This window comes from Bifidobacterium catulorum (genome assembly GCF_003129925.1).
GTDB lineage: Bacteria > Actinomycetota > Actinomycetes > Actinomycetales > Bifidobacteriaceae > Galliscardovia > Galliscardovia catulorum.
This window is the reverse complement of record NZ_QFFN01000028.1, coordinates 1-13,721: the sequence shown is the minus strand read 5'-3', so window position 1 is coordinate 13,721 and position 13,721 is coordinate 1. Positions and strand designations below refer to the sequence as shown.

The 13,721-nt window shown below is 64.8% G+C and carries 10 protein-coding genes; all 10 read left to right on the top strand.

Going from position 1 to position 13,721, the window contains the following annotated elements; translation table 11 throughout:
- Positions 1–52: 52 nt before the first annotated feature.
- The 10 genes from DF200_RS08505 (at position 53) to DF200_RS08460 (ending at position 13,384) form a co-directional block, all read left to right on the top strand.
- Complete coding sequence (locus DF200_RS08505) at positions 53–349, top strand: WXG100 family type VII secretion target (RefSeq protein ID WP_109137850.1); 297 nt, start codon at positions 53–55, stop codon at positions 347–349.
- 536 nt (positions 350–885) lie between these two features.
- The gene (locus DF200_RS11270) at positions 886–1,017 is read left to right on the top strand and encodes a hypothetical protein (protein ID WP_277725236.1); all 132 of its coding nucleotides are present in this window, start codon (positions 886–888) and stop codon (positions 1,015–1,017) included.
- 26 nt (positions 1,018–1,043) lie between these two features.
- On the top strand, positions 1,044–1,298 hold the full coding sequence (locus DF200_RS08495; protein WP_146192053.1) for a hypothetical protein: 255 nt from the start codon (positions 1,044–1,046) through the stop codon (positions 1,296–1,298).
- A gap of 155 nt (positions 1,299–1,453) precedes the next feature.
- Positions 1,454–3,706 carry an FHA domain-containing protein gene (locus DF200_RS08490; protein WP_109137847.1) on the top strand — a complete coding sequence of 751 codons (2,253 nt, stop codon included), beginning with the start codon at positions 1,454–1,456 and terminating at the stop codon, positions 3,704–3,706.
- A gap of 175 nt (positions 3,707–3,881) precedes the next feature.
- Positions 3,882–5,336: an amino acid permease gene (locus DF200_RS08485; RefSeq protein WP_109137846.1), complete on the top strand. Its 1,455-nt coding sequence runs from the start codon at positions 3,882–3,884 to the stop codon at positions 5,334–5,336.
- A gap of 299 nt (positions 5,337–5,635) precedes the next feature.
- On the top strand, positions 5,636–7,414 hold the full coding sequence (gene argS, locus DF200_RS08480) for an arginine--tRNA ligase (protein WP_109137845.1): 1,779 nt from the start codon (positions 5,636–5,638) through the stop codon (positions 7,412–7,414).
- A 298-nt stretch (positions 7,415–7,712) separates the two neighbouring features.
- On the top strand, positions 7,713–9,305 hold the full coding sequence (locus tag DF200_RS08475; RefSeq protein WP_109137844.1) for a diaminopimelate decarboxylase family protein: 1,593 nt from the start codon (positions 7,713–7,715) through the stop codon (positions 9,303–9,305).
- Positions 9,306–9,387: 82 nt separating this feature from the next.
- Positions 9,388–10,698: a homoserine dehydrogenase gene (locus tag DF200_RS08470; protein ID WP_109137843.1), complete on the top strand. Its 1,311-nt coding sequence runs from the start codon at positions 9,388–9,390 to the stop codon at positions 10,696–10,698.
- 145 nt (positions 10,699–10,843) lie between these two features.
- Entirely contained in the window at positions 10,844–11,890 is a 1,047-nt protein-coding gene (gene thrB, locus DF200_RS08465) for a homoserine kinase (protein ID WP_109137842.1), read from the top strand.
- A gap of 165 nt (positions 11,891–12,055) precedes the next feature.
- On the top strand, positions 12,056–13,384 hold the full coding sequence (locus tag DF200_RS08460) for a Maf family nucleotide pyrophosphatase (RefSeq protein WP_109137841.1): 1,329 nt from the start codon (positions 12,056–12,058) through the stop codon (positions 13,382–13,384).
- The last annotated feature ends 337 nt before the right edge of the window (positions 13,385–13,721 follow it).

Here is a 13,721-nt window from a genome sequence, read left to right as displayed (position 1 = left end):
GGGGTTATAGTCGTCTCCCTGTATAGAAGTCACGAAAAGGTTGGAGGACGATATGGCCGGTGTTATTTCGGTTACTCCCGAGAAACTGCAGAGCCAGACAAAGGTCTACATCGATGCTCAGCAGGGCATCGAACAGCAGATTCAGCGTGTCAACAAGATGAACGCCGTCATCCATGAGGAATGGAAGGGTGCGGCGTTCGAGGCATACCTGCATCAGTATGAGCAGCTGTACGGTGAGGTGCAGAAGTTCGAGCAGCTTCTGGGTAGCATTCATCAGCAGCTCAACCAGTACGCCAGCACCGTTGCTGAGCGCGATCCGGAAGACGCTCGTTCCTTCGGGCTGAACTGAGCCGATGGCCATGTCTTCGCAGTATCGGCAGACCATGCCGCCTGTTCCTCCGACTCGGCGAAGGCGCGGCTCCCGTCTCATTGTCTTGGTTTGCGCCATAGCGGTTATTGTGTGCGTGGTGGGGGGTGCTGTTCTTATGTACGGTCAAGTTGTCGGTAGGCGGGATTCTCAGACTCGGGGAATCGTCGCCACGGAAACATTTATCGCAAAGACCACGGTCTCCAATTACAGCGGAATCACGGCAATTGAGTTCACGGGGTATTCGTACGATCTCAGCGGATATACCTCATACATAGGCAAAGTCAATGGCGTTGACCGTATCTGGTATGTCGGAGGTAGGCCGGGTGCTTCTCGGAATCTTCAGAATTCCTCGGGAGGCCTGAAGGACATGGGGGCATATAACGAAGGCTGGTTGGGTGGTGATCGGTCATCCGGGGCGAGACTGCGGGCGTCGGCGATTCCATTATCAGACGATATGCTCGATGGCGTCAAGGTCGTGTACTCCACCACCGAACTGAAATAGGCGGTCGGGCGTTATGGCTGATAATCAGGGATTCGCTGAAGAGCAGCTCCGCTCCATTGCTGGCGATTCGTATAAAATCGACGGCATTGATTGGGACAAGGACAACGGGCTACACCATCGAGAGGCAGGATCAGACGACCGCTGATGGGCTGGTACAGGAAAAACGTCTGGGTGCCTATAAGGCTTTGGTTGTCGCGCGACGTACCTGAGAAAATCCCCGACGGCAGGGGATACCGAACCGAGGACGGCGCGGAAATCCAGATAGCGCAGATCCGTGCCGACACCACAGGACAGTCGGCAAACGGCACATGGCTGGAATCCCGCGGGCGCAGAACCCAGCTGACCGCCCGCGTTCGTGCGCACATGCTGCCCGGCGACGTCGTCTGGTTCGGCGACAAATGGGCGAAGCTGTCGATGACGACGTGACCTGACCACGTGTCCACCCGACTGCAGGACAGCGCGCACATCATGGGCAACTCATACCATGTCATGCACACCATGCCACGGCGGGCATACAATGGGGTGGTGCGGTTCTGCACATCGGGGCGACGCCGCCGTCAGACCGCGGAAGGGAACATGCCATGAAAATCAAGGTGCGCAAGGACCGCGGGACCGGAGTGCAGACGCTTACCGTACGACTGGCACGGGGGGAGGCCATCGACGACGGCATGGTGCAGTGGCTGCACGCCGACGCGTTGCCGTTCCTGACGCCGTTCCGCCACGAACAGGGGATGATGGGCACGACGATCCGCTACGACGTCACCGGATGCGTGCCATTGGAGACGTTCCTCAAGGCGCGGCTGGATGCCGGCCAATACGCGGCATTGCTGTTCGCGCTCGCCGACCTCATCGACGTGTGTGTGGCGCGGCGGGTGCCCGTCGAATGCGTGTTGTGGAACGCCGACTACATCTACGTGGACTGCGAGCGCGGAATACCCCGCTTCGTGATCCTGCCGGTCACGGGTCTGAAACCCGACAAGGACGGGCCGACCGCGCCGCTGGCGACGTTGTCCGACCGTCGGCTGATCCATATGTCGCAGATGGATATGCCGAAGTTGCAGGCCGTGGTGGATTATGCGGCGAAGCATCCGTCGTTCTCGCAGGTGGAGTACAGGCCGTTCCTGGAAGCGACGTTCGGCAGACGGGATGCCGCTGTCGTTGACGGTAACGTTGATAATGCCGACGTCGCCGACGTCGAAGGCTCCGAGGATCCGGACGGGACCAGGCTGTCGACGTTGCCGCACACTGGGGATACCTTGGATTCGGACGATGCGGACGGCGGCACCGTGCTCTCGACGTTGCCGCACGCCGGTCGGGCGGACGGGTCCGATGACGGCGGCACGGTGCTGTCGACGTTGCCCCATGCCGGCGGAACGATGGATTCGGACGACGCCGAGGACGGGGAGACGTTGCTGTCGCAGACGGGTCGGCATGATGACGGAACCGATGTTGACGATGGCGTTGTTGATAACGAAGGCGTCGTTGCCGGAGTCGCCGATGACAGCGGTGAGCTCGACACCGGCGACTATACGACGGGGGATTACGCGAACCAGCCGGAATATCTGACGGTGCTGCAGCAACGGTCGCAGACGGTCGGCGTCGTGGATGATACGACCGGTGACGTCAATGCCGATGCCGACGTCGACGTCGATGATGACGAGGACGGTGCCACGGTGCTGGGATCGAGATATGTCGAGCCCGCACGAACGCCGATTGTGGACGACGTGGATAACAATGGGGATTCCGGACCTGCACCGGTGGCGACGGAATCCAAGGCCGAAACGAAAACCGATGGCCCCGAGCCGGACGGCATCATCGCCGAGCCGACTGCGGCGCCGGTGTCGCCGCGGCCGCAGTCTCCCACGGTTCCGACGACGTCCGGGAATCCAGAGAGTCCTGAGCATCCGGAGAGTCCTGAGAATCCAGGGCAATCCGTCGACGAGACGGCGGAAGGATATTCGCTGCTGGATGGATACGTCATGCCGGCGAATCCGTTCGAATACCTCGACCGCGAATCCAAGCCCGCCGAGATCAAGCCCGCCGAGATCAAACCCGCCGGGACCATGCCCACGGGGGCATCCGAGCCTGCGACGGCCGACGAATCTTCAACGGCCGGCGAGGCCACGGCAGCAACCGCCCCCGCGTCTGCGGGCAACGTCGCCGAATCCCCGTCGAACGGGCGGCCGGAATCGGATTCTCGTACAGCATCGGCATCTCCGGAATCGGAACCCCGCCCTGCGCGTCATGCCGCACCCATGCAGCGGCCGACGATTCCCGAACGTCCTATCATGCCCGATATTGCCGCGCCCGAGGCGACGTCTCCCGCACGACCTACGGTTTCCGCACGACCGGCGGCTCCCGACCTCCCTGCGGAACCATCCCGTCGTCATGCGGCACCGATGCGGACCATGTCGCCGCAGCCGGAAATCCAGCCATGGTCCACCGACGGCATCGACAACAATGACGGCATCGACGACATCGAGGACGACGACAGCCCCACCACGCTGTTCGGCGCCTCCGCCGCAAACCAGCCGAAAGCCGTGTTCACGGTGCGTCGCCTGCGCGACGGCCGCACGCTGTCGTCCATGCAATCCCGGGCCACCATCGGACGGTCGAAATCCGCCGACCTGCACATGGGCGGCAATTCCAACGTCAGCCGCGTCCACGCCATCATCGAGGCCCTTCCCGACGGACGCTTCGCCATCACCGACAACGGTTCCGCCAACGGAACCGGCGTCGGAGGGCGTCCGCTTGCCCGAAACGGCACCGAATACACGACCTCCGGCGGCGACTTCACCCTCGCGGACGACACCTTCATCGTCACCCGGGTGTGAATCCACGCCGGCGTCATAAAACGGCGTCGTCAATAATCGACGTCGTGAACAATCGGCACCGTCAACAATCGGCACCGTGAAAACGAAGCCCATCCTTTCGTTTTGGCTGGGTGGATTACCGTTTTGGATGGCCTTGCGATAGTCTTCTGGGGTGACGAACAAACAGCAGCGTACGATGAAGCCGCAGGAAGCCCCGTCGTCGCGCAATACGCGCGACGCGGAGCCCGAGGCGACCGGCCTTGAACGCAAGATGGAATCACGCCACCTGACCATGATCTCGCTCGGCGGGGTCATCGGCACCGGCCTGTTTCTGAGTTCGGGATACACGATCCATCAGGCCGGGCCGCTCGGCGCGATCATCGCCTACGCCATCGGATCGCTGCTCGTATATTTCGTGATGCTCTGCCTCGGCGAACTGTCCGTCGCCATGCCATACGCCGGCAGCTTCCACCTGTACGCCAACCGGTTCATCGGACCGGGCACGGCGTTCACCATCGCCATACTCTACTGGCTCAACTGGGCGGTGGCGCTCGCGTCCGAATTCACGGCGGCCGGGCTGCTCATGCAACGATGGTTCCCCGGCAGCCCGGCATGGGTGTGGAGCGCCGTGTTCATCGCCGTCGTGTTCGCGTTGAACATCCTTTCCGTACGGCTGTATGGCGAATCCGAATTCTGGTTCGCGTCCATCAAGGTGTTCGCCATCGTGGCGTTCATCATCATCGGACTGCTGGCCATCTTCGGCGCCATGCCGATCGCCGGCTACGATTCCGCGCCACTGTTCCGCAACTTCAGCGCCGACGGATGGTTCCCCAACGGCATCGCGCCCATATTCTCCACATTGCTGACCGTCGTGTTCGCGTTCTCGGGGACCGAGGTCGTGGGCGTGGCGGCGGGGGAGACCCGTGACCCTGCCAAGGCCATCCCCAAGGCCGTGCACACCACCGTGCTGCGGCTCGCCATCTTCTTCATCGGATCGATCGCCGTGATGGCCGCGCTGATCCCATGGCACAGGTCCGGCGTGGACACTAGTCCGTTCGTGCTCGTGTTCCAGTCCATCGGCATGCCGTTCGCCGGCGACGTGATGAACTTCGTGGTGCTGACAGCCGTGCTGTCGGCCGCGAACTCGGGATTGTACGTGTGCTCGCGCATGGTGTGGTCGCTGGCCAAGGAGCGGATGCTGCCGAAGGGGCTCGCCAAGACGAACTTCCGCGGTGTGCCCGTGTTCGCCGTGCTGGTGAGCATGGCCGGCAGCCTGCTGGCGTTGCTGTCGTCGGTGATTGCGGCAAGTACCGTGTATCTGGCGCTGGTGGCGGTCTCCGGATTGGCGACGATCGTGGTGTGGGCGTCGGTGGCGGTGTGCCAGATACGGTTCCGGCGGCAGTGGGTGGCACAGGGACACAGCGTGGACGAGTTGGGATACAGGGCGCCCGGATATCCGTTCGTGCCGTGGGCGGCCATCGTGATGTGCGTGTTGGCGTTGGTGCTGGTGGTGCTTGACGAGTCGCAGCGTTCGACGTTGTACTACATGATTCCGTTCGTGGCGCTGTGCTACGCGTTCCACTACGGACGCGAGGCATGGCGGAGGCGGCGGGAGCGGCGGTTGCAGGGGAGGCGCGGCGACGAGGCGTAGCGGCCGATGCGGTGCCGTTGCGTGTTGGACTTGGTGTTGCGTGTTGGACTTTGCGGTAGGTGTTGGATGCGGAAATTGGGGTTTGTTGGGATTGCAGCGTTTGTGTTCCCGTCACGTAACCGGAAGTCCGGCACGTAGGGATGAGTCCGGCACGTAAGGCGAAGTCCGGCACGTAGCGGTAAGTCCAGCACGGAGGGACGTGTGGATGGATGTGGGCGGTGTGGGTCGGCTGGGAGGAAGCCGAGCGGTGGAATCCGGGGTGTCCGGGGCCTGTCAGCGTTGCCGGTAGACTTTGAAGAATGAGTCCTGAAGCGCTTAGTGAACTGATTTCCGCAATTGCCCATGACCTCGCCGCGTCCGGTGCCGCCGGAGAGCTGACCGCCGACCTGATCCCCCCGGTGGAGAAGATCGCCGTGATGCGTCCGAAGGATCGCGCGCACGGCGACTGGGCCACCAACATCGCCATGCAGCTGGCCAAGAAGGCCGGCATGAAGCCCCGTGACCTCGCCGAGCTGTTCGCCCCCGAACTCGAAAAGAACGATGGCGTCAAATCCGTGGAGATCGCCGGCCCCGGCTTCATCAACATCACCCTCGATTCCGCATCCGCCGCCGGCATCGTCGACACCGTGCTCGAAGCCGGTGCCGCATTCGGCCGCAACGAGCATCTGGCGGGCAGGACCCTCAACCTCGAATTCGTCTCCGCCAACCCCACCGGCCCGATCCACATCGGCGGCACCCGCTGGGCCGCCGTCGGCGACTCCATGGCCCGCGTGCTCGAAGCCAACGGCGCCAAGGTCGTGCGTGAATACTACTTCAACGACCACGGCGAGCAGATCAACCGCTTCGCACGCTCCCTCGTGGCCGCTGCCCACGGCGAGCCCACCCCCGCCGACGGCTACAAGGGCGCCTACATCGACGAGATCGCGCAGCGCGTGATCGACGCGGCCAAGGCCGACGGCGTCGCCGTGCTCTGCCTGCCGCGTGTGACCGCCGACGACGGGTCCGAAGGTGATTCCGAACAGCGCGAGGAGTTCCGCAAGCGCGCCGTGCCGATGATGTTCGCCGAAATCCAGCAGTCGATGAAGGAGTTCCGTGTGGACTTCGACGTCTGGTTCCACGAGAACAGCCTGTATGAGGACGGCGAGGTGGAGAAGGCCATCGCCGACCTGCGCGAACGCGGCGACATCTACGAGAAGGACGGTGCCACCTGGTTCGCGTCCACCAAGCACGGCGACGACAAGGACCGTGTGATCATCAAGTCCGACGGCAACGCCGCGTATTTCGCCGCCGACATCGCCTACTACCGCAACAAGCGCCACCGCGACGTGAACCCCGCCGACGTGGCCATCTACATGCTCGGTGCCGACCACCACGGCTACATCGGCCGCATGATGGCCATGTGCGCCGCCTTCGGCGACAAGCCGGGCGAGAACATGCAGATTCTCATCGGCCAGCTCGTCAACGTGATGAAGAACGGCAAGCCCGTGCGCATGAGCAAGCGCGCCGGCAACGTCGTCACGCTCGACGACCTCGTCGAGGCCATCGGCGTGGACGCCGCCCGCTACTCGCTGGCCCGCACCGACTACAACCAGAGCGTGGACATCGACCTCGACCTGCTCGCCAGCCACACCAACGAGAACCCCGTGTACTACGTGCAGTACGCGCACGCCCGCGGCTGCAACGTGGACCGCAACGCCGCGGCAGCCGGCGTGACCGTCGAAGGCGCCGACCTCGCCCTGCTCGACACCGAGGCCGATGGCGATCTGCTCGCCGCGCTCGCCCAGTATCCGAGCATGATCGCGCTTGCCGGCGACGGCCGCGAACCGCACCGCGTGGCCCACTATCTTGAGGACCTCGCCGGTCGCTACCACAAGTGGTATGCCGCCGAACGCGTTGCCCCGATGGCCCTGACCGACGCCGAACAGCGTCTGCCGGAAGCCGAGCGCACCGCCCTGGAGATCGCCAAGAACCCCGAGCCGGCCCGCGCCGCCGCCCGACTGCGTCTCAACGACGCCGCCAAGCAGGTCATCGCCAACGGCCTCGCCCTTCTCGGCGTCACTGCTCCCGAAAAGATGTGATTCCCGTTCCGGGAATCCGTTGTTTCGCGACGGGGCTCGATACATCGCCCCTGCTACGAACAGTCCACCGGACTGTTCGTCCCGAAAAGATGTGATTCCCGTTCCGGGAATCCGTTGTTTCGCGACGGGGCTCGATACATCGCCCCTGCTACGAAATGACATGGTTATACCCAGAGTCGTTGGTATGAACCGGCTGATCTGGACGATGGTCACGGAAACGCCGACGACTCTGGCAGAATGTGAACCGTATTGCGCATACGGACATGTGCATCTGGCACGAATCATGAATGGAGCGACGATGAGCGAGAAGACAGTGGGACGGGACGTTGAACTCGGCGGCGGCATCACGTCGATCTGGCCGGTCGCCACGACGATCGACGACGACGGGGCCGTCGAATTCCACGGGCGCACCGCCGAATCCCTGCTCTCCGAATTCGGCTCGCCGCTCTACCTCATCGACACCGACGAGGTCGCCGCCCGCGCACGATACTTCGTTCGCGCGGCCGCCGACGCATTCGCCAACTCCACCACGCATGTGAGCTTCGCCGGCAAGGCTTTCCTCTCCAAGCGCATCGTGCGCGAGGTCATCGCCGCCGGCATGCACGTCGACACCTGCACCATGGGCGAGATGCGCATCGCGCTCGCCGCCGGCGCCCCCGGCCGTCGACTCGTCCTGCACGGCAACAACAAGACCGACGATGAGATCGCGCTCGCCGTCGACAACGACTTCGCCAAGATCGTCATCGACTCGGCCGACGAACCCGCCCGCATCGCCGAAATCGCCCACCGGCTCGGCAAGCGCGCCAAGGTGATGCTGCGCGTGACGTCCGGCATCCACGCCGGCGGCCACGAATACATCTCCACCGCCCACGAGGACCAGAAATTCGGCGTGCCGCTGCTGCCGGCCGGCGCGGACGTGAACGCGCTGAACGTGCTCGACGCACTCGGCGCGGACGGAAAGACCCCCGAATCCGTCAAAGACCGCGACAACGGGGAACCCACCGCGCCGGCCGTCGGCGCGAACTCGCCGTACGCCCTCCACGACGACGCCACCGACCTCGACAAGGCGCTCGCCGACGCCATGACCGTCGTGGCCGACGGCCCGGCGCTCGCCGTGCTCAAGGACATCGCCGTCCATGCCGACGACCTCGAACTCGTGGGCATCCACTCGCACATCGGCTCGAACATCCACGACGCCGACGCCTTCATCCAAGCCGCCAAACGCATGATGCTGCTGCGCAGGACCTTCTATGCCACCGACGCCTACACGCTGCCCGAGGTCGACCTCGGCGGCGGCTACTCCGTGGCCTACACCGACGGAGAGGACTCCATGGACGTGCGTGTGGAGCTCAAGCGTCTGGCCGACGCCGTCGCCGACGCCAACCGCGCGCTCGGCATGCCCGCGCCCGCCATCAGCTTCGAGCCCGGCCGCTGGATCGTGGCACCCGCCGGCGTGACCCTGTACCGTGTGGGCACCGTCAAGCACGTGCATCTCACCGACGCCAGGGATTCGGACGGCAACCCCATCGATGAGCGCGTGTACGTGTCGGTGGACGGCGGCATGAGCGACAACATCCGCCCGGCGCTCTACGGCGCCGACTACACCGCCAGGCTCGCGAACCGCGCGGGATCGGCCGAAACCATGCTCGCCCGCGTGGTCGGCATGCACTGCGAGTCCGGCGACATCGTGGTGCACGAGGTCCGTCTGCCCGCCGACACGCATCGCGGCGACGTCCTCGCCGTACCCGTCACCGGAGCCTATGGGCGCACGATGGCCAGCAACTACAACCAGGCGCTCATCCCCGCCGTCGTGGGCATCGGCGAGAACGGCGCCGGCGTGATGATCCGCCGCCAGACCATCGATGATCTGCTCGGACTCGATCAGGACTGAGCAGAGGGTAGGATTGAATAGGTTGCAGTCGCAACGTATACGCAGCGTTTATACGCATCGTCTTTGGGAAGGACGCAAGGATATGGCACAGAACGAAAACCCGATTCGCGTGGCACTGCTGGGCGCCGGAACGGTCGGATCGGCCACGGCCCGCCTGATCGTCGAGCAGAGCGAGGAGCTCGCGCAGCGCATCGGCCGTCCGATCGAACTCGTCGGCGTCGCATGCCTCGATCCGGACGAGGTCAACGTTCCGTGGATCGACAAGTCGCTGCTCACCACCGACACCGCCGGCCTGTGCACCAGGGCCGACATCGTCATCGAACTGATCGGCGGCACGACCGCCGCGCACACGTTCGTGATGAAGGCCATCGAATCCGGCGCGTCCGTCGTCACCGCCAACAAGGCCCTTATCGCCAAGTACGGGCCGGAGATCTACTCCGCCGCCGAGGCCAAGGGCGTGGACTTCTACTTCGAGGCCGCGGTCGGCGGTGCCATCCCGATCGTGCGTCCGCTGCGCGAATCCATGGTCGGCGACAAGATCACCAGCATCATGGGCATCGTCAACGGCACCACCAACTACATCCTCGACGAGATGACCACCAAGGGTCTCGACTTCGACGTGGCGCTCAAGGACGCGCAGGCCAAGGGCTACGCCGAGGCCGACCCGACCGGCGACATCGAGGGCGAGGACGCCGCCAACAAGGCCGCCATCATGGCGTCGCTGGCGTTCCACACCGACGTGCGCATCGACGACGTCTCCGTCGAGGGCATCACGAAGATCACGTCCGACGACATCGCCGCCGCCACCGCCGAGAACAAGGTCATCAAGCTGCTCGCCGTGTGCGAGAACACCAAGGACGGCGTCTCCGCTCGCGTGTACCCGGCCCTGATCCCCAACGAGCATCCGCTCGCCAGCGTGCGCGGCAGCTTCAACGCCGTGTTCGTCACGGCCGAGGCCGCCGACGACCTCATGTTCTACGGCCGCGGCGCCGGCGGCGACCCGACCGCCTCCGCCGTGGTCGGCGACGTGGTCACCGAGGCCCGCCACATCACCCACGGCTGCACCGGCCCGTCCATCCCGATGTACGCCGACCTGCCGAAGGCGCCGCTGAGCGCGTCCCGGTCCGCGTTCGCCGTGCGGTTCGTGATCCACGACAAGCCGGGCACGCTCGCCGCCATCGCCGAGGAGTTCGCCAAGCGTGGCCTCTCCATCAACGGCGTGAACCAGGACCTCAAGCCCACGCTGCATGAGCCGGGATACAGCGGCGAACTGCAGCAGCTGCGACTCGTCACCCACCTGTGCGACGAGGTCACGCTGCGCGAGGCCGTCGACGCCGTGAGCAAGCTCGACTTCGTGACCGGCGAGGCCACCATCCTGCGCGTCATGGCCTGATATGCGGGCCTGATATGCGGGCCTGATCTGTTGGGCTGATACACCCGACGTTGGCCTGATTCGCAGGCCGATCCGTACAACCATCATCCGGTCCGTCGTCCCGTGAGCAACGCCGCGCGGGACGACGCGCCGACTAAGGAGCATTATGAAGTTCGCCACCGATGCCGTGCGCGTATCCGTTCCAGCCACCAGCGCCAACCTCGGCCCCGGATTCGACACCGCCGGTCTGGCCCTCGGCGTGCGCGACGAGCTGAGTTTCCGGCTCACGCCGTCCACCGGCACGCAGATCGAGATCCATGGCGAGGGGGAGAACACGCTTCCCCGCGACGATTCGCATCTGGTGATCCGCACGTTCCGCCGCACGCTCGACGAACTCGGCCTGCCGCAGGCCGGCGTGAGTCTGGTGGCGCACAACCGCATCCCGCAGGAGCGCGGCATGGGCTCTTCCGCGGAGGCCATCGTGGCCGGCGTCTCCGCCGCCGTGGCCTTCGCCGGCCATGGCGACGACGCCCGCGACTTCATCTTCGACCTCGCTGCGCACATCGAAGGCCATCCGGACAACGTGGCCGCCGCCGTGTATGGCGGCATGACCGTCTCCTGGGATTTCGAGCCGAAGACCGAAGTGCCGATTAGCGACTCCCCGTCGTCGAAGGAGTCGGGCGTCGTGCCCGTCACCGCCGACGCGGCCCTGTTCCCGGGCTCCGCCGAACCGTTCAAGGGCGGCTACCATACCGTGAACTACCCGGTGGGCGAGCGCATCAACGCGTGGGTGTTCGTGCCCGACTACAAGCTGTCGACCGAGGAGGCGCGCAAGGCGTTGCCCCATGAGGTGCCCCGCGCCGACGCCCTGTTCAACGTCTCGCGCATGGCGCTGCTGCCTGCCGCGATGAGCGGCGCCTCCGGCCGCGACACCAATTCGCTGTTGTTCTCCGCCACCGGCGACACCTTGCACCAGTTCTACCGCAGCCATCTCATGCCGAAGTCGTGGGAGCTGATGACGTTCCTGCGTTCGCACGGCTATGCGTCCACGATCTCCGGCGCCGGTCCATGCGTGCTCGTGCTGCATGAGGGCGACGACACCGCGGCCCTGACCAACCTGCTGTTCGAGCATTGGCTTTCCGGCGGCCACTGGCGGATGTTGCATCCGTCGATCGACCGTCAGGGCGTGTTGTATGGCCCGGAGGAGGGCTGACGACCTGCCGGGTTATCATTGGACAGTTTGTTGATGTGATCGATGATCGTCGATCGATGGCCGGCCGTCCGATGAACGTTCCCGCGACGGACCGGTCGCGTCGGTCGATGTATTCGGGCTATGAGTAGTAGTTCGGACTATGAGTATAAGGAAGGCTGGTGCGCTGTGGCGGTTCCGGTGATTCTTGCGTCGAAATCGAAGGCGCGCCGCGACGTGCTGTTCCACGCCGGCATTCGTCCCACGATCCGTGTGTCGCATGTCGACGAGGCGGCCGTGGTGGTGAACACCGCCGCTCAGCAGGGCATCAGCCCCGACGACATGGCCACAAGGGAGCGTGTGCCGCTGCTGGCGCGCGCCAAGGCCGCCGCCGTATACCGCGACTATCTCGCCATCTCCGCGACCGCGGCCACGGCAGTGGGGGAGCAGCACGTGTCTCGTCCTCTCGAAGACGGTTTCGGCACCATAGCCGAAACCACCACGATTCGCGAGGCGCTGGCGGAGCACCGCGGCATGACCAACGCCATGGCCGGCCCGCTGGTCATCGGCTGCGACTCCATGTTCGAACTCGACGGCGTGCCCTATGGCAAGCCGCACACCGTGGAGCATGCGCGCGAGAGACTGCGTCTCATGCGAGGCCGCACCGGCACCCTATGGACCGGCCATTGCGTAATCGACGCCGCCACCGGCCGTATGGTCAGCCGCGCCAGCCATGCCGAAGTCACGTTCGCCAACTATTCCGACGACGACATCGAACGCTACATCGCCACCGGCGAGCCGTTGGAGGTGGCCGGCTCCTTCACGCTCGACGGGTTCGGCGGCGCGTTCATCGACGGTATCCAGGGCGACCCCAGCGGCATCATCGGCCTGAGCCTGCCGCTCACCCGGCAGCTGGTCGAGGAGCTTGACGTGGCATGGACGGACCTGTGGAACATCGACCGAGACACCCAGCAGAACGGCGGCACCATCAACTCCACGTGGGAGACCCCCAAGGAGAACGTGCTCCAGCCCGGCGACGGGTTCATCGACTGCGCATGCGGCCGTAAGCATTGGGGACTCAACGGCGCCGCCGGCGTGCTGCTGGCCCGTCGCGACGCCGAGACCGGAGAGATCACCGACGTGCTCATGCAGCATCGCGCCCTGTGGAGCGCCGAAGGGGGTACGTGGGGTATTCCGGGCGGTGCCATCGCTGACGGAGAAAGCCCGTTGGAGGGCGCTCTGCGCGAAAGCTTCGAGGAGGCGAACATCCGTCCCGAGAACATCGCCGTCGTCGGATCGTATCTTGAGGACCACGGGCCGTGGGGATACACCACCGTCTTCGCGTTCGAAAAGCCCGGCCATACCGTCGAGCCGCGGGCCAACGACGACGAAAGCCTTGAAATCACGTGGGTGCCGATCGACGAGGTCGGCTCGCTTAAGCTGCTGACCGCCATGAAGACCGATTGGCCGCGTTTCGAGAAGCGCCTCCGCCACATCGCCGCCACCTATACCGTGTGAGGGGCGTGTTCTCCCCTCAGTCGGCTTTGCCGACAGCTCCCCTCGGGGAGGGGAGCCGATTGGATGGAACGGTCGTCCGATTGGCTGGGGCGGTGCGTCTGATCGGCTCTCCTTGGGGAGGGGAACCGATTGGATCATTTGATTGGCTCCCCTCGGAATCGAGGGGAGCTGGCCGCCGTAGGCGGTCTGAGGGGAGTCGTGTGGGGTGAGTTCACGTTCACGTGTTCTCCCCCTCAGTCGGCTTTGCCGACAGCTCCCCTCAGGGAGGGGAGCCGATTGGATGGAACGGTTGTTTGATTGGCTCTCCGTGGGGAGGGGGGCGATTGGAGGGGGGGGT

Bases quoted from the DNA above. Each gene is read 5' to 3' on its own strand.
- DF200_RS08505 (WP_109137850.1), top strand. From the start codon at position 53: ATGGCCGGTGTTATTTCGGTTACTCCCGAGAAACTGCAGAGCCAGACA.
- DF200_RS11270 (WP_277725236.1), top strand. From the start codon at position 886: ATGGCTGATAATCAGGGATTCGCTGAAGAGCAGCTCCGCTCCATTGCT.
- DF200_RS08485 (WP_109137846.1), top strand. From the start codon at position 3,882: ATGAAGCCGCAGGAAGCCCCGTCGTCGCGCAATACGCGCGACGCGGAG.
- DF200_RS08470 (WP_109137843.1), top strand. From the start codon at position 9,388: ATGGCACAGAACGAAAACCCGATTCGCGTGGCACTGCTGGGCGCCGGA.
- thrB (WP_109137842.1), top strand. From the start codon at position 10,844: ATGAAGTTCGCCACCGATGCCGTGCGCGTATCCGTTCCAGCCACCAGC.
- DF200_RS08490 (WP_109137847.1), top strand. From the start codon at position 1,454: ATGAAAATCAAGGTGCGCAAGGACCGCGGGACCGGAGTGCAGACGCTT.
- DF200_RS08475 (WP_109137844.1), top strand. From the start codon at position 7,713: ATGAGCGAGAAGACAGTGGGACGGGACGTTGAACTCGGCGGCGGCATC.
- argS (WP_109137845.1), top strand. From the start codon at position 5,636: ATGAGTCCTGAAGCGCTTAGTGAACTGATTTCCGCAATTGCCCATGAC.